The 15,984-nt window shown below is 70.2% G+C and carries 17 protein-coding genes and 2 pseudogenes; 12 read left to right on the top strand and 7 right to left on the bottom strand.

Going from position 1 to position 15,984, the window contains the following annotated elements:
- The first annotated feature begins 221 nt into the window (after positions 1-221).
- The 9 genes and pseudogenes from ABH927_RS32225 to ABH927_RS32265 all read left to right on the top strand — a co-directional run bounded on the left by ABH927_RS32225 (position 222) and on the right by ABH927_RS32265 (position 7,308).
- The gene (locus ABH927_RS32225) at positions 222-614 is read left to right on the top strand and encodes a hypothetical protein (protein ID WP_370027901.1); all 393 of its coding nucleotides are present in this window, start codon (positions 222-224) and stop codon (positions 612-614) included.
- 222 nt (positions 615-836) lie between these two features.
- Entirely contained in the window at positions 837-1,217 is a 381-nt protein-coding gene (locus tag ABH927_RS32230; RefSeq protein WP_370027903.1) for a YciI family protein, read from the top strand.
- On the top strand, positions 1,217-2,431 hold the full coding sequence (locus ABH927_RS32235) for an RNA polymerase sigma factor (RefSeq protein WP_370027905.1): 1,215 nt from the start codon (positions 1,217-1,219) through the stop codon (positions 2,429-2,431). The genes ABH927_RS32230 and ABH927_RS32235 overlap by 1 nt, the downstream gene beginning before the upstream one ends.
- A 494-nt stretch (positions 2,432-2,925) precedes the next feature.
- A pseudogene (locus tag ABH927_RS32240) lies at positions 2,926-3,384 on the top strand (sigma-70 family RNA polymerase sigma factor); the annotation flags it as partial.
- On the top strand, positions 3,381-4,082 hold the full coding sequence (locus tag ABH927_RS32245) for a hypothetical protein (protein ID WP_370027906.1): 702 nt from the start codon (positions 3,381-3,383) through the stop codon (positions 4,080-4,082). The pseudogene ABH927_RS32240 and the gene ABH927_RS32245, both read left to right, overlap by 4 nt.
- A 357-nt stretch (positions 4,083-4,439) precedes the next feature.
- A complete protein-coding gene (locus ABH927_RS32250) occupies positions 4,440-4,577 on the top strand; it encodes a hypothetical protein (protein WP_370027908.1) in 138 nt (45 codons plus the stop codon).
- Positions 4,565-4,906: a CoA transferase gene (locus ABH927_RS32255; RefSeq protein WP_370027910.1), complete on the top strand. Its 342-nt coding sequence runs from the start codon at positions 4,565-4,567 to the stop codon at positions 4,904-4,906. The genes ABH927_RS32250 and ABH927_RS32255 overlap by 13 nt, the downstream gene beginning before the upstream one ends.
- A gap of 30 nt (positions 4,907-4,936) precedes the next feature.
- Positions 4,937-6,091: an NADAR family protein gene (locus ABH927_RS32260; RefSeq protein ID WP_370027912.1), complete on the top strand. Its 1,155-nt coding sequence runs from the start codon at positions 4,937-4,939 to the stop codon at positions 6,089-6,091.
- A 350-nt stretch (positions 6,092-6,441) separates the two neighbouring features.
- Positions 6,442-7,308, top strand: a complete 867-nt coding sequence (locus ABH927_RS32265) for an ATP-grasp domain-containing protein (RefSeq protein WP_370027914.1) — start codon at positions 6,442-6,444, stop codon at positions 7,306-7,308.
- A 188-nt stretch (positions 7,309-7,496) separates the two neighbouring features.
- Here ABH927_RS32265 and ABH927_RS32270 read toward each other — a convergent pair whose 3' ends face one another.
- Positions 7,497-7,934, bottom strand: coding sequence for a hypothetical protein (locus tag ABH927_RS32270; protein ID WP_370027916.1), 438 nt, complete (start codon positions 7,932-7,934; stop codon positions 7,497-7,499).
- 41 nt (positions 7,935-7,975) lie between these two features.
- Here ABH927_RS32270 and ABH927_RS32275 point away from each other — a divergent pair, with 41 nt between their 5' ends.
- Entirely contained in the window at positions 7,976-8,131 is a 156-nt protein-coding gene (locus ABH927_RS32275; RefSeq protein WP_370027918.1) for a hypothetical protein, read from the top strand.
- Positions 8,132-8,816: 685 nt separating this feature from the next.
- On the opposite strand, the pseudogene ABH927_RS32280 reads toward ABH927_RS32275, so the two are convergent.
- Both ABH927_RS32280 and ABH927_RS32285 read right to left on the bottom strand, forming a co-directional pair.
- Positions 8,817-8,975: pseudogene (locus ABH927_RS32280) on the bottom strand (cyanate hydratase); the annotation flags it as partial.
- Positions 8,976-9,112: 137 nt separating this feature from the next.
- Positions 9,113-10,012 carry an NAD-dependent protein deacetylase gene (locus ABH927_RS32285; protein ID WP_370027920.1) on the bottom strand — a complete coding sequence of 300 codons (900 nt, stop codon included), beginning with the start codon at positions 10,010-10,012 and terminating at the stop codon, positions 9,113-9,115.
- 54 nt (positions 10,013-10,066) lie between these two features.
- Between ABH927_RS32285 and ABH927_RS32290 the strand changes: the two genes are divergently transcribed.
- Positions 10,067-10,465, top strand: coding sequence for a RidA family protein (locus ABH927_RS32290; RefSeq protein ID WP_370027922.1), 399 nt, complete (start codon positions 10,067-10,069; stop codon positions 10,463-10,465).
- A gap of 166 nt (positions 10,466-10,631) precedes the next feature.
- Here the strand turns inward: ABH927_RS32290 and ABH927_RS32295 are convergent, their stop codons facing one another.
- From ABH927_RS32295 to ABH927_RS32310, 4 genes are all read right to left on the bottom strand, one after another.
- Positions 10,632-11,006, bottom strand: a complete 375-nt coding sequence (locus ABH927_RS32295; RefSeq protein ID WP_370027923.1) for a barstar family protein — start codon at positions 11,004-11,006, stop codon at positions 10,632-10,634.
- An 8-nt stretch (positions 11,007-11,014) separates the two neighbouring features.
- Positions 11,015-11,428 carry a ribonuclease domain-containing protein gene (locus ABH927_RS32300; protein ID WP_370027925.1) on the bottom strand — a complete coding sequence of 138 codons (414 nt, stop codon included), beginning with the start codon at positions 11,426-11,428 and terminating at the stop codon, positions 11,015-11,017.
- A 547-nt stretch (positions 11,429-11,975) separates the two neighbouring features.
- A complete protein-coding gene (locus ABH927_RS32305; RefSeq protein WP_370027927.1) occupies positions 11,976-13,613 on the bottom strand; it encodes an ABC-F family ATP-binding cassette domain-containing protein in 1,638 nt (545 codons plus the stop codon).
- Positions 13,614-13,728: 115 nt separating this feature from the next.
- The gene (locus tag ABH927_RS32310) at positions 13,729-14,307 is read right to left on the bottom strand and encodes a helix-turn-helix domain-containing protein (protein WP_370027929.1); all 579 of its coding nucleotides are present in this window, start codon (positions 14,305-14,307) and stop codon (positions 13,729-13,731) included.
- A 73-nt stretch (positions 14,308-14,380) separates the two neighbouring features.
- Between ABH927_RS32310 and ABH927_RS32315 the strand changes: the two genes are divergently transcribed.
- On the top strand, positions 14,381-15,973 hold the full coding sequence (locus ABH927_RS32315) for an FAD-dependent oxidoreductase (RefSeq protein WP_370027931.1): 1,593 nt from the start codon (positions 14,381-14,383) through the stop codon (positions 15,971-15,973).
- Positions 15,974-15,984: the final 11 nt, after the last annotated feature.

Consider the following 15,984-nt stretch of genomic DNA (forward strand, 5'->3'; position numbering starts at 1 on the left):
TGCATGATCACGCCGCACAAAGCGCCGGGTAGGGCGGTGCGTGCGGGAGCATGTGCATGATCACGCGGCAAGAACGCGTCCTATGTTTTTCGGCTGTCGGCGTCCGCGTTCGAAGAGCTGATGCAGCCTCATGTGGCCGCACGCGGGCACGCGACTGTCGCCGACGTGGTGGCTGCGGAGATCGGTGACGGATCATTCGACATCGAGGCCTCCGCAACGGCATGGCGGACGAATTCGAGAAAAGGAATGCCCGCTGTGTCGTGGTCCTCGATGCCGCGCCGACCGACTTGATCGAGCTTGCCGGGTACCTGCAGACCGTCACCAACGATCGTCTGGATATCGATCTGGTGACGGTGATGGCCTACGACGTGCGTGGGAGCCAGGTGCTCGTCCCGCAACTGGTCGAGCCGGAGCGCGCTTTGGCGGCCTCGGTTTCGCCGTCGGGGATTCAACGGGAAGCCAAGCCGACTCCAGGATCGGCTTCCTTCCGCGACAGCATCGACAGCGCTGATCCCTCCCATCGCGAATTGCTCCGCCGGCTGTGTGACTGGGCAGAGCGATTGCAGTCAGATGGTCTGGCCACCCTCTTCACCACCGTGGGCAAGGGCCGCTGAATCGTCGCCGCCTTCCAAAGCTGCGACGATAAGCTTTCTGATCAGCAGGGCGTCCGCGTCAGCCATCGCTCAGGGCCAGGTCTGACGGGCGAAACGCGGGTCGGACGGATTCGGCTGCGTCGCGGCGAGAGATTTCTCCGGGGCCGTGTCGATCCGCGGGCCGCTCGTTCGACGTGTGGGTGCGAGGGCCGAGAGGCGGCTCCGCCGGATGAGGAGAACGCGATGCCGAAGTACATGCTGATCATGCGGGGCACCGATGAGTCGAACGCCGCCATGATGGCCTCGATCGAGGAGGGGATTGCCAGGACCCGACTCTTCATCGAGGAGATGATGAAGGCCGGTGTTCTCCTCGGGGCCGAAGGGCTGGACGATCCGGGCCAGGGTGCCGTGGTCGACTTCAGCGGCGAGGCCCCAGTGGTCACGGACGGGCCGTACGGAGAGACCAAGGAACTGTTCGGGGGCTTCTTCCTGCTCGATGTCGTCTCGAAACAGGAGGCGGTCGAGTGGGCCAAGCGGGTCCCGGCGGCCCCCGGGTCCAAGATCGAGATCCGGCGGGTGCCCGAGGAGGACGAGGTCCCGCAGGACAGCACCGGCCAGCGCTGATGGGTACGGCCGACGTCGAGGCCGTCTGGCGGATCGAGTCGGCGCGGATCGTCGCCGCGCTGACCCGGTTCACCGGCGATTTCGGGCTGGCCGAGGACGCGGCCCAGGAGGCCGTGGCCGAGGCGCTGGTGTCGTGGCCGCTCGCCTCTCCGGCGAATCCGGCCGGCTGGCTGATGGCCACGGCCCGGCGGCGGGCGATCGACGCGATCCGCCGCCGGACCGCCCTGCAGGACCGATACGCCCTGCTGGCGACCGACCCGGCGGTCGACGAGGAAATCGACCCCGACAGGATCGACGACGACGTCCTGGCACTGATGTTCGTCAGCTGCCACCCGGTGCTCTCCTCCGAGGCCCGGGTGGCGCTGACCCTGCGCGTGGTCGGCGGCCTGTCCAGCGAGGAGATCGCCCGCGCGTTCCTCGTACCTGTGCCGACCGTGCAGGCCCGCATCACCCGGGCCAAGAAGACGATCGCGGCGGCCGGGGTGCCGTTCGAGCTGCCGCCGGCCGGCGAGCGCCGGGGGCGGCTGGGCGGCGTGCTCAGCGTCCTCTACGTGATCTTCACCGAGGGGTCGACGGCCACGTCGGGCGACCGGCTACTGCGCCCCGACGTCGCGTACGAGGCGATCCGGCTGGCTCGCACGCTGGCCGCGCTGCAGCCGGACGAGCCGGAGGTGCACGGCCTGCTCGCGCTGTGCGAGCTGACGGCCGCGCGCTTCCCGGCCCGGACCGGCCCGGACGGTTCGCCGATCCTGCTCGAGGACCAGGACCGGCGGCGGTGGGACTTCTCGGCGATCCGCCGCGGGCTGGCCGCGCTGGCCAAGGCATCGACTCGCGGCCTCGGCCCCTACGGCCTGCAGGCCGCGATCGCCGCCGCCCACGCGTCGGCGCCCTCGGTCGAGGCGACCGACTGGGACCGGATCGTGGTGCTCTACGAGGCGCTCGGCCGGGTCGCGCCCTCGCCGGTGGTCGAGCTCAACCGGGCCGTCGCGGTGGCCATGGCCTCGGGGCCGGCGCAAGCCCTGGCCATCGTGGACGAGCTGATCGCCTTGGACCGGCTCCCCGGTTCGCATCTGGTGCCGACCGTACGCGGGGAGCTGCTGGCCCGCCTCGGCCGGCGACCGGAGGCGCGCGCCGAGCTGGAGCTGGCGGCTCGGCTGTGCGCCAACCAGCGCGAACGCTCAGTGCTGCTGCGCAAGGCGGCCGCGCTGGGCTGACTTTCTCCAGCTCAGCCGGCCGGGATTCGAGTGCGGCCCGGATGCCGTCGATCGCGTCGGCCGAATCCCCGAATGCGGACGGCGGGAGCGCGGAGAACCCGGTGAGAAACTCGTCCACGGTCGGCGCGTAGACCTCGTCGGGCGCGACGACGTGGGCGGTGCTGGCGAAGTCGGTCGCGAACGTGCCGGGTTCGACGATCGTCACCCGCACGCCGGCCGGGCCACTTCCGCTCCAGCCCCGCAATGGAGCGCCGGGCAGTGCCCATGGGCCGCTGAGGCTCAGCTCGTAGCTGGGACCAGCGCGAACTTCGTCAGCATCGTGGTCGTCCTGTCCATCGTTCTCCCAGAAACAAACCGGACAGCGGAAAGTGTCCGTGAGCGGCAACGCCGTGCTTCGCGGGCCCAAGCGAGATGTGAGAAGTACGTAAGCGTCTTACTGTCCCTGTACGTATAGGGGATGTGGAGCATCTGGAGTTCGAGGATTTTTACCAGGAAACCGGGATGCCTGCCTCCGAGCGGTGCTCGCCACCACAGGTGACCGGCAGTTGGCGGAGGACCTGGTATCTGAGGCATTCACGCGGGCGTGGATATCGTGGCGGAAGGTGAGCCGGCATCCAGCGCCACACGCCTGGATCGTTCGCGTGGCGCTGAACACCCGGGTCACCTGGTGGCGACGGCGCCGCCATGAGGTCGCCCTGGCAGGTCACGAAGCCGTGGACCCCACGGCGGCCGACGGGGTCGACGTGGACCCCGCTCTGCTGGCGGCGTTACGGCGGTTGCCGCCACGGCAGCGGGAGGTGGTCGCGCTGCGCGTCTTTCTCGATCTGGACACCGAGACCGCGGCCAGGACCCTCGGGGTCGCTCCCGGAACCGTCACCGCACATCTGTCGCGCGCTGTCGCGACTTTGCGTGGCGACCTCGCAACAGTCAACAGCCAGGAGGGCGAACGATGAACGACGATGACGTACTGGGCACGGTGCGCGACGCCATGGCCGGAGTGCACATGCACACGCCGGTGCAGGAGCTCGTGGCGGCGGGCCGGTCTCGCCGCCGCCGGAGAATCGGGGGCGCGGTGGCCGGCGCCGCATTGGCGACGGGGCTGGCGTTGACGCTGGCGATCGACAGCCCCCAGGTGAACGCGCCGCCGGCGGCCACCGGCAATCAGGTGCACGTGCACCTCGCAGCCTTCTCGGTCGACACCAACCCCGACGGCACGGTGACCGTGAAAATGACCAAGCAGCAGTCGCTGGATCCGGAGGTCATGCAGCGAACGCTGGCCCAGGCCGGCATCCCCGCGCAGATCACGATCAACAAGTGGTGCCAGCCGTCGAACGCGTCGCAGGATCTGGAAGCGGACTTCGAGAAGGTCGTCCGGATGGAGAACTCCAACAAGGACGTCCGGCAGGAGAACTCCGAGGAGGCCATCCGAAAGGAGAAGCAGCCTGACACAACCCCCTGGATGGTCATCACGCCATCGGCGATGCCCCCGGCGACCAAGCTGATCATCGGCATGAGGACAGCCGGCTACCAGCCGGACTCCCCTAGCCGGGTCGCGGTCTCGATGGGCCTGGTGCCCGACGATGCCCCGCTGACCTGCACCACTGACGTCCCGAGCGGCCCGCCGCGCGAGCCCAAGCCGTCCAAGTCCTAGATCACCAAGAGTTCTCCAGACGGCAGGTAGCCAGGTGACCCGGATGGTCGCCTGGCACCTCTGCCATCATTTCCGTCCCGCCCGGACCCGCGGACCAGCGGCTATCCGCTCTGTTCCGCTGATCCCCGTACGGCCTCGCCGACCAGCGCGTCCGGAACCGGGGCGGTCGACGGCCTGCCGACCGGCGGCTGGCCTTGCCGGCTGGAGACGCGGTTGGACCACGGGCGGCGGCCACGCCGCCACCTTCGCCCGGGAGCTGTCCGAGCGATTCGCCGAGTTCACCGGCGTACGGCTGGACGGCGCCCGTCTGCTGTCCGATCGGGTCGCGTTCACCGGCCATGGGTGGCGTGGAGCCGTGTGTCCGCCGGCGGCGCGTGCCGGTTGCTGCCGAGCGCCGACGGCTGGGCGGCCGTCTCCTGCGCCCGCCCTGACGACGCGGCTCTTCTCGGCGCCCTGGGTTGCGCCGATGTCGGCGACGACCCATGGCCGGGGTAGGCGGATGGCTGCGGGAGCACGCGGGCTCCGAGCTCATCGAACGCGCCACGTTGCTCGGCGTCGCCGCGGTACCGGTGCGATTCCCCGCCGGCACGCCGGCTCTGCCGCGGCCGCTCGTCCCCCGACCGCTGAAGGGCCTGCTGGTGGTGGACTTCAGCGCCCTCTGGGCGGGTCCGCTCTGCGCCCATCTGCTCGGGCTGGCCGGCGCGCGCATCGTCAAGTCGAGACTCCCCAGCGGGCGGACGGGGCGCGGCGCGGCAACGCCGCCTTCTACCTTCATCCTGCCGAGCAGGTGCACGGTCATGCCGATGAGCGGACGGCTCCGGTGACTAGGCATGTCGGGGCTCTAGGCTGGCGGCGTGTCACGCAATAGGACCTATCGCGACGTTGACGGCGAACGCATCGAGGGGACCTGGCGGCCGATCTTCATCCGGAACGGATCCAGCTACTTCCTTTCGGAGCTAAAGATCTACGCCGATGGGGCCATCTGGTGTTGGGAGTGGGTGGACCTGGACGGTCTACGCGAGAAACTGCGGTCGGGATGGGTCGCGACCAAGCTTGAGCCGGGCGGGCAGGCGTCGGCGCATCACCTGGCCACCTGGCGTTTCGACGACCCGCAGGTATGGATCACGGCCGAGGACCTGCTCGGCGAGGTGGCCGACGAGATCGACCGGCTCAACGATCGTCCAGATTCCACCGGCCGTTGCCTGCTCGCGCTCGAGCGGTTCCTCCAGACTCGGGCCGAGGCCGACAGGGTGGCGCTGCGGGCGACCTACCAGGCCATCCCCGAACACCTGCGGGTGTATGCGCTGGGCGACATGGACTACCGCGATGTCCCGCTGCGCGTGCTGTGCGCCGATCTGGGGGAACCGCTGGAGGACTACGCCGTCGCAGAGTTGGAGGACGAAGCCGACGGCGACGGGCCGCTGATCGTGACCGAAAAGGAACGACAGTGGGCCATCGAGTACTTCACCGAACGCGACCGCGACCTACAAGCCGCCCGTGAACGCCCGCACGCCGACGGGCCGGACGGCGCCGATTCACCAACCCTCTACCTACATCACGGCCACTTCGGCAAGCTGGAGCGAACCGACACCGATCGCATGCTTCGCAACGAATACCCCACGCCGATCGTGGTCGCCTCCGTCACCTACCCGACCGTCGCCCACGCCTACTGGGCGCTTTCCACCACTGATCCCGCCGCGCGCGAGCAGATCCGCGCTGCCGAGGCGCCCCATCAGGCCGAGGAACTTGCCAGACAGGCGACCCGCCGTACCAACTGGCCCGCCATACGTCCCGCCGTGATGGCCGATCTGCTGCGAGCCAAGTACGATCAGCACCCGGATCTGGCCGAGGCTCTGATCGCCACCGGAGACGCGCGCATTCACTACGGTCCGCCCGGCTCAGACTATTGGCACGCGGGATCGCCGCAGGGCAGGAATTGGATCGGTCGGCTGCTCGAACTCGTCCGCGCCGAACTGGTCGCCTCCCGCGAGGGAATTCACTTGATATGACCTGTCGCGCGACAAAACTCTGGTGCGCTTTCTTGGACCTCTGTGCTGCTCACGGCGCGGGGGTGCTGCGCTCGTGCGGGCAGGTTATCACTGCGCGCTTTTGCCCTAGCGATCCTCATGTTGTCGGGTGCGATTCTCCTTCCGCGGTGGGCGCGGTCGGGGTGGCCTGCCGCCGCCGCTGGTGCGTCTGCTCATGCGGGGTCAGGTCCTGTTTCGACATTTCCGGACGCTCGATACGGGAGGGGGTCCCGTTGGTCCTACACGTCGCAGCCGCCAACCGGCGACACAGCACCAAATCCGTAACCGATTATCGGATGAGACGCGGGTGGGTGGCTTCTATGCTGCCGATCATGACGGTGGGGTTCTTGTTCTGCGCCGATCCGCTCCGGCCGCGGCGGGGCGATCCGCATTTCGGGGCCCAGACGCGCGCCGTACGGGATCTGGGTGGGCGGCTGGCGCTGATCGACCATGACGCGATCGTGGCCGGCCGGATCGATGAGGCCGTGGCGGGGGTGCCGTTGGGGTTCGGCCCAGCTTGGTATCGGGGCTGGATGCTGCGGGCCGAGCAGTACGAGGCGATGGAGGAGGCGCTGCTCGGACGTGGTTGCCGGCTGCTCACCAGCGGGCGGGAGTATCGGGCGGGCCATGAGTTGCCCGGCTGGATCGACTGTTTCCGGGAGTTCACGCCGGAGACTGTCGTGGTGCCGATGGCGCCGGGCGCCCCTTGCCCGGATGTCACGCGCGCAGCGGCGGGGCTGGGCGACGGTGGTTTCGTGATCAAGGACTACGTCAAGTCACGCAAGCATGAGTGGTTGGACGCCTGCTATGCGGCGGACCTGGCCCGGTTGCGGGGCGTGGTGGCAAAGTTCGTCGAGCGTCAGGGTGAGGACCTGGTCGGCGGGCTGGTCATCCGCCGGTTCGAAGATCTTGAAGACGGCCAGGTACGCGTCTGGTGGGTCGATGGCAAGCCCGTGTTCGCGGGTCCGCACCCCGACACCCCCGAAGCCGACGTTGAGTCACCGCACGACCTGAGCGACGTGCGTGCGGCGGTGCGACGGCTCGGGTGCCGCTTCGTCACCACTGACCTGGTGCGGCGGACCGACGGCGTCTGGCGGGTGATCGAGGTCGGCGACGGCCAGGTGAGCGACTGGCCGCGCCACGCCGACCCGGCCGTGCTGTACGCCGCGTTGCTCGAAGGTGCCGTTACCGCACCCTGACTCGATCGCCGGAACGCCCGGTGCCCTCGATACCCGAGGGGAAGCTACGACCAGCGCGGGGAGCGCCGGCTCGTCGGTGCGCCTGCACCGCTTCGTCGCCCACCGCGGCGGCCCGCGCCGGTTTCGGCCGCCGCGGCCGGACCGGGGCTCTGGGACTCGCGGACATGCCGTCGGCGTGTGGAAGGGGGCTACGGCAGGAGCCGGCGCACGGCGTAGCCGGTGATCGCCGAAGTCGCCTCCGCCATCAGGAGGCCGCCGGCGACGGCGATCGCCACGATGACGGCCAACGGCTGTCCCGGTTGCCACAGAGGCATGGTGAAGCCCATGAAGATACCGAGGCCGACGGCCCACGCAGCGGCGGTCGTGGCGATCCAGCGGGCCGCGTGCCGGATGTGGCGGCGCAGGATCAGCCACTGAGCTGTGCCTATGGAGGCGAGCAGGACCCCGCCGAGGATCGTCGCTGTGGCGACGAACAGCGCGGGCGGCCATGCCGACAGCGACTCCCCATAGAGGGAGGGGACCAGCCCGATGAGGTACGCCGGTACGGCGGCGCCCGCCGTGGCGGCGATCCATCCGCGCCGGCGCGTTCCCGTCCCTTCACCACGACGCCGGTCCCGCTGTGCCACCGCCCGTCGAGCCACACCTCGACCGAAGCGGGCTCGGTGAAATGCCGCCACCACCGCTTCCTCGCGGCATCGGCGGCCGGCACCACGATCCGGCCGTCGTCACGGGCGACCTGCGCCGGCAGGACGACCTGCGCGCCGGCGCGGGAGATGTAGCGCAGGACGCCTACCGCCTGATCGAGGAGCGGCCGCATCCCTGAACCGAGCAGCCACACCACCAGCCGGTTCATCAGTGGGGTCCGCGACCCCCGCGCCTGAGGCCGCTTCTCTGCGCCGCGCGTGGCGCTCGAACTCGTGGTCATACCGTCACCGTCGCGGTCCTCGGACCGCTGGGGGAGAGCCGAAAGGACGCTCGACCGCCCGGTTTCCTTGTTCGAACACGCGCAGCGACTGCACCGGCTAACCCCGGACGGGCCGCTACCTGACGGCGGCCGTCCCTTCCAGCGATCCGATCGAGGCCAGGCGTGCCGCTTGGATCAGTAAAGAAGTGACCCGGAACGGCATACCGGAGAGAAGGTTCGCTGTCCGGGTCGTGGTGCCCGATCCGAATCCGGTCGGCTTCCCTCAGGTAGAGGCCAGGATCGTGATCGACGGGATGCCGATCGTCGCGGCGGCGTTCGACAAGGGTCCCGCCGAGGATCCTGAGCGGCTGGTCTACGGCGGGCGGCTCAGAGCCACGAGCGAACCGAAGGAGATCAGGCTCGCCGAGGCATGCTGCACCGAGGGGTGCTGCGGCGGGCTCTATGTCACGATCGTGCGCGAGGGGCCAGAGGTGGTCTGGAAGGACTGGCGCTCGTCGATGGCGGGCGATCCACCGCAGGAGGTCCGGTTCGACGCGGCGGAGTACGACCGGGAGGTCGTCCGGAGCCCGCCTACCGATGGGGGTCAGAACGGCTTGGTCGGCAGGTACTTGCCGTCGAGTGTGATCACCGCCCGGGAGCCGCCCTCGGGGTCCTCGACCTTCACGTCCAGCTTGAAGTTGATCGCGCTGATGATGCCGTCACCGAACTGCTCGTGGATCAGGGCCTTGAGGGTGGTGCCGTGGCGGCCACTCCGCAGCGCAGGCCCAGGCCGGCCCGCACCTGACCTGGGTGAAGTCACGTGCGAGGCATGGGGATGGACATACCGCGACCCGCGTTATCGGCAGTGTCGCGACCGATGAAGCGAGCGCCCGGCGGATGTCACCGTGTCGAGCCGAGCCCGGCAAGGAGTGCGGTGAGGGTCGAGCCGAGGGGGGCGTCCAAGGTCAGGAGGGCGTGGGCGTCGCCTCGGGTCCGGCCTCGGTTGATGATCGCGACGGGTATGGCGAGTTCGGTGGCGCGGCGTACGAACCGGTAGCCGGACATGACGGTCAGCGTGGACCCGAGAACCAGCAGCGTATTGGCCCGCTCGGTCAGTGCGTAACACTTCTGGACGCGGGGTCGTGGCACGTTCTCGCCGAAGAACACCACGTCGGGTTTGAGCAGGCCGCCGCAGCTGTGGCAGTCCACGAGCTGGAAGGCGTCGGTCTGGTCATCAGCCAGGATGGCGTCGCCGTCGGGGTTGATCGCGCTGACCTGGGCGTCCCAGCCGGGGTTGGCGGCTCGCAGGCGCTGGTCGAGCAGGTGGCGGGAGGTACGTTGACCGCAGTCAAGACACCTGACCCGATCGAGGCCGCCGTGCAGCTCGATCACATGCTGTGCGCCGGCGGCCTGGTGCAGGCCGTCGACGTTCTGGGTGATGATCCCGGCAATCAGCCCGCGGGCCTGCAGTTCCGCGACCGCGTGATGACCGGCGTTGGGGACTGCGCGAGCGACGTGCCGCCATCCCACGTGGCTGCGCGCCCAGTACCGCCGGCGAGCTGCGGCGCTGCCGACGAACGTCTGGTACGTCATCGGCTCGGCCCGCCGCTTGAGCCCGCTCTCCCCTCGGTAGTCCGGAATGCCGGACTCTGTCGACAGGCCGGCCCCGCTCAGGATCACCACGTCGCCGTCTGCGATGAGATCGACCAGCAGTCTGAACGGGGGGCTGGTGAGCACACCCGACGGGTCAGGCAACGCGCCGAACACGCCACCGGGACCCTCGTCTATCGCCCAAGTCACCCCTCCATGGTGCCTGACATACGCACCTGCACAGGCCGCTGGGACCATGACGACATGGACCATACGCGGCAGAGGGCTAGCTCCGGATCACCGCTGGAGCCTCGAATCGGCTTCTCGCGGGCGGTGCGGGCAGGACAGCACGTCGCCGTAGCTGGCACGGCCCCAATCGGAGACGACGGCTCCACCATCGGGCCGGGCGACGTGTACACCCAGACGGTGCGGTGCCTGGACATCGCTGAGCGGGCGCTTCGCGATGTGGGCGCGTCGATCGAGGATGTCATCCGAACCCGCATCATGCTGACGGACGTGACGAGATGGGAGGAGGCGGCTCGCGCTCATGGCGAGCGATTCGCCGCAGTCCGGCCTGCTTGCACCTTCGTTGAGGTGTCGCGGTTCATCGACCCCGCATGGCTCGTCGAAGTGGAGCTCGACGCCGTGCTGGATCCACGATGAAGCTGACACTCCGCTTTGAAGGCTGAAGCGCAGCGGGCGGCTGCCGCACGGCGGCACCGACCTCTACATCCGCGCGCGGCAAGTACGGCGGCCCGCGGGGAGCAGGACGGCTGCACGCATACCCAGCAGGTCGTCGGCGAGATCGATGAGGACCCGAACAACCTGATCAGGTGAGGGCTTCGGCGGCCCGCCGGCGGAGCAGGGCTTCGTGGTCCGGGTCGGTGCACAGCGTCAAGGTCAGCCCGGCCCCGGCGATCTCGGCCAGTACGGCCAGCAGTGTGGCCAACTGTTCGGGGGGTTCGGCGTTGAGGAGGTCCTCGGCGTGCTCCACGACAAGGGCGACCTTCCCGGCACGAGTCGCATCGCCGAGGGAGTCGGCGAACGCGTCCCAGTTACGGCCGAAGTAGCCGGGAAACCGCAGAACCCGCGCCGCCTCCTCGAAGAAGGCGGCGCGGGTCGGGCATGCGCTCCCGTCGATGACCGCCGGCGCCGGGCCGGTGGACACCGTCAGCCATTGCGGCAGCGGACGTGCGGCGGTCATGGGAGTTCCTAGAGTCTGTAGAAGTCGGTGTAGTGGTTGGGGGAGAACCAGGTCACGCCGGTGCTGCGGTTGACGACGATCCGGTAGGCGTCACGCGCCGCTCCCCGCGCCCGGGAGTACACGTCGTACTCGTAGTAGGTGGCGCCGCTGGGGAGCTGGCCCTCGCGGTTGTAGAAGCGCCCACCGGTGTAGTTGTACTTGCCGTCCGGCCAGGAGTACCACCCACTGGTGGTGGGGTAGCCCTTGGACGCCCAGATCGAGTTGGCCGTACGCGCGTCGGAGCATCGGGAGATGGTGCAGGAGTTGTAGACCGACGCCTGCGCGGGGGCGATACCGGCCACACCGGTCAGGGAGACGATGGCGGCGAGCACGACGGTGAGCCGTGCCGGCCACGAAGCTCGGGGGCGATGCGGGGTGTGCATGAAGCCTCCTTGAGGGGGAGGGAGGGCGGCAGACACCCGTCATGATCACCGTGGAATCAGGCCAAAAGAAGGGAAAGACCGTCAAAGGTAGGTGAACTCTTCGCGGCCGGAAAGCGCCTCCGGCATTACCGGGCCCGTCGGCACGTAGTCGATGCCGGTTACCTCACGAAGCCGGTTACCTCACGAAGCCGGTGCGCCGCCACGATCCTGACATGGCCGGTGCCGATGGCCGCATCGCGGACGGTCGGCCCCGACCGCAGATCGACCGCCGGCCCTCGCCACGGGCCGTGGTTCTGTCGGTGGCACCCGCAAGAATGATCCCATCATGACCACCAAGACGCCTCCCCGCCCGCTGCCCGTCGAACTCGTCGACGGGCCCGGCGACATGCTCTACCTCTTCGCCCGCGCCCCGCTCACCCCGGATGAGTGCGACGCCCTTGGCGCGCTCCTCTCGGCCCGGGCCGCCGCGGTTCGGGACCATGTCACCCCGGCTCACCCTCCTAGTGAGAGGTGACGCGCGACCTGTTCCTCGCCCCCGGTGCCTTACTCAGACCTCCGTGATCCGTCCCGCGCTGACCTTCAGGTGGCGGCTCACCTGTACCGCCTGGAGCATTCTCCGGTCGTGTGTGACGAGCAGCAGCGTGCCGGGGTAGTGCGCGAGCGCCGACTCAAGCTGTTCGATGGCGGGCAGATCGAGATGGTTGGTAGGCTCGTCGAGCACGAGCAGGTTGACGCCCCTGGCCTGCAGCAACGCCAGAGCCGCCCGGGTCCGCTCGCCGGGTGACAGGGTCGCCGCCGGGCGCGTCACGTGCGCGGCCTTCAGCCCGAACTTCGCCAGCAGCGTGCGCACCTCCGCGGGCGGCATCGGCGAGACCAGCGCCCCGAAGGCGTCGAGCAGCGGCTCGTCTCCGAGGAAGAGTCCTCGTGCCTGGTCCACCTCTCCGACCACCACGCCGGGGCCGAGCGCGGCGTGGCCCTCCTCCAGCGGGAGCCGGCCGAGCAGCGCGGCCAGCAGCGTGGACTTGCCCGAGCCGTTGGCCCCGGTGATGGCCACCCGCTCGGCCCAGCCGATCTCCAGATCGACGGGACCAAGGGTGAAGGAGCCGCGGCGCGCGACCGCGCCACGCAGGGTGGCGACGACGGCTCCGGCGCGGGGCGCGGCGGCGATCTCCATGCGCAGCTCCCACTCCTTGCGCGGCTCGTCCACCGCCTCCAGCCGCTCGATCAGCTTCTCCGTCTGTCGAGCCTTCGCGGCCTGCTTCTCGGTCGTCTCGACCCGGGCGTTCCGCCCGATCTTGTCGTTGTCGCTCATCTTGCGGCGCGCGTTCTTGACGCCCTTCTCCATCCAGGCACGCTGGGTGCGGGCGCGCAGCTCAAGCTGGGCGCGGGTCTCGGCGTACTGGTCGTATTGCTGTCTGGCGTGCGTCCGCGCGACCTCGCGCTCGTCCAGGTATGCCTGGTAGCCGCCGCCGTACAACCGCACCTCCTGCTGGGCCAGGTCGAGCTCCAGCACGCTGGTGACGGTCCTCGCCAGGAACTCGCGGTCGTGGCTGACCAGCACCGTGCCCGAGCGCAGGCCGGTCACGAACCTCTCCAGCCGGTCGAGCCCGTCGAGGTCGAGGTCGTTCGTCGGCTCGTCGAGCAGGAAGACGTCGTAGCGGCTCAGAAGCAGCGAGGCGAGCCCCGCGCGGGCCGCCTGACCGCCGGACAGCGAGGTCATGGGCTGGTCGAGGTCGATCATGAGGCCCAGGTCGGCGGCCACCTCGGCGGCGCGCTCGTCGAGGTCCGCGCCGCCCAGTGTGAGCCAGCGCTCCAGGCTCGTGCTGTAGGCGTCGTCGGCGCCCGGCGAGCCCTCGACCAGTGCCTGCGTGGCGGCGTCGAGGTCGCGCTGCGCCTCCGCGACGCCGGTACGGCGGGCGAGGAACCGGCGGACGGTCTCGTCCGGCCTGCGCTCCGGCTCCTGGGGAAGGTGGCCGACGACGGCCGTGGCCGGGGAGAGCCGGATGTCGCCTTGCTCCGGCGCGTCGAGGCCGGCGAGCAGGCGGAGCAGCGTCGACTTGCCCGCGCCGTTGACCCCGACCAGCCCGATGACGTCGCCAGGGGCGACCACGAGGTCGAGCCCGGAAAACAGGACTCGCTCGCCGTGCCCGGCCGCGAGGTCCTTCACGACGATGGTTGCGCTCATATCCTGACCGATGCTATCCAGCGCCCCGCGCGGAAGCTAACGGTTACCACCGCCACGGGTTCCCCCGGCAGTGCCTGGGGGAGCGCGGCGATCAACCCGGGGCGGCGCCGCCGGATTACGTGCCGCGCGGTTTCGCGCGGACGTGCATGCGTTCGCCCTGCGGTCCGAACAGGCTGAGGACCTCCACCGGCGCGTCTCCGGTGCTGCCGAACCAGTGCGGTACCCGGGTGTCGAACTCCGCGGCCTCCCCCGACTTGAGGATGACGTCGTGCTCGGCGAGCACCAGCCGCAGCTTCCCGCTGAGCACGTAAAGCCACTCGTAGCCCTCGTGCGTACGTGGATCGGGTTCCTGGCGGGTGGCGCCGATGACCATCTTCCACGCCATCAGCCCGCCGGCGTGCTGGGTCAGCGGCACGACCGTCATGCCCGCGTGCTTGATCGGCTTCAACCGCACCCGTGGGTCACCGACCGGCGGCGCGCCGACGAGCTCGTCGAGGGGCACCTGGTAGGCGCGCGCGAGCGGCAGCAGCAACTCCAGGGTGGGTCTGCGCTCGCCGGATTCGAGGCGGGACAGGGTGCTGACCGAGATGCCGGTGGTCTCCGCGAGCTGGGTCAGGGTGGTGCCGCGCTCCTTGCGCAGCGCGCGCAGCCGCGGGCCCACGAAGGCCAGGACCGCGGCGTCGGCTTTTGCCATGTCGGCAATGTTACTTGTCGACTCAAGCAGGCCGGGTGCACCGTGGGCGCAGGCAACGAGTGTAGGGAGACTCATGGTGGACGAGGCGTACGACGTGGTCGTGGTGGGCGGTGGCGCCGCCGGGCTCAGTGGCGCCCTGGCGCTGGTGCGGGCGCGGCGGTCGGTGCTGGTGGTCGATGCCGGGCAGCCGCGCAACGCGCCTGCCGGGCACGTGCACAACTACCTGACCCGGGAGGGCACGCCACCCGCCGAGCTGGTGGCTGCCGGGCGGGACGAGGTGACCCGGTATGGCGGCCGGATCGTCGCCGGGCGGGTCGAGGCCGCCGCGAAGGACGGCGACGGCTTCCTGGTGACGCTGGACGGCGCGCGCTCCGTGCGGGCGCGGCGGCTGCTGGTGGCCACCGGGCTCGTCGACGAGCTGCCCGACGTGCCGGGGTTGGCCCAGCGCTGGGGCCGGGACGTGCTGCACTGCCCGTACTGCCACGGGTGGGAGGTCCGCGACCGGCGCATCGGCGTCCTGGCGACCGGGCCGCTGGCCTGGCACCAGGCGGAGCTGTGGCGGCAGTGGAGCCCGCACGTCCTGGTCCTGCTGCACCACACTCCGGCACCGGGTGCGGAGCAGGCCGAGCGGCTGGCGGCGCGCGGGATCACCGTCGTGGACGGGCCCGTCGCGGGGCTGGAGGTGGCCGGCGACACGCTCACCGGCGTACGGCTGGCCTCGGGCGAGATCGTCGCGCTCGACGGAGTGGTCGTCTCGCCGCGGTTGTCCGCCCGCGCGGATGTGCTGGAGTCGCTCGGGCTGAAACCGGTCGACGTGGAGTTCGGAGGTCAGGTCGTCGGCAGCCAGGTTCCCGCCGACCCCACCGGAGCCACCAGCGTGCCGGGCGTGTGGGTGGCGGGCAACGTGGCCGACGTACAGGCTCAGGTGATCGTGGCTGCCGCGGCGGGCCTGAAGGCCGGTGCCGCGATCAACGCCGACCTCGTCGCCGAGGACACCCGCGACGCCGTCGACGCGTACCGGCACCAGGCGCGCACCATGTTCGAGCAGGACGCCTGGGAGGAGCGCTACAGCGCCCGCCCGGCGCTGTGGAGTGGACGCCCCAACCCGCAGCTCGTCGCCGAAGCCGCCGAGCTCGCCCCCGGACGGGCACTCGACGTCGGCAGCGGTGAAGGCGCCGACGCGATCTGGCTCGCCGAACGCGGGTGGACCGTCACCGCGGTCGACATCTCCACCACCGCGCTGGAGCGGGCCGCCGCCCACGCCGCGGCCGCGGGCGCGCAGGTCGCCAGCCGCATCACATGGACGCACGCCGACCTACGCGACCAGCCTCCCGCCGAGGGCGCGTACGACCTGGTGTCGTCGCAGTTCATGCACCTGCCCGGCGACACGCGGCGGGGACTGTACGCGCGGCTGGCTGCCGCGGTGACTCCTGGCGGAATCCTGCTGATCGTCGGACACCACCCCTCCGACCTACGGACCACCGCCCACCGGATGCACTTCCCGGACATGATGTTCACCGCCGAGGAAGTCGCCGCCTCGCTCGACCCCACCGCGTGGCGGGTGCTGGCGGCCGAGACCCGTCCGCGCGCCGCTGTGGATCCCGACGGGCGCGCCATCACCATCCACGACGCCGTCCTGGTCGCACGCCGCCTCTCGCCTTCGTAGCACAGGCCGCC

This window comes from Planotetraspora sp. GP83, from assembly GCF_041262585.1.
In the GTDB taxonomy this organism is placed as follows: Bacteria; Actinomycetota; Actinomycetes; order Streptosporangiales; family Streptosporangiaceae; genus JAOEGB01.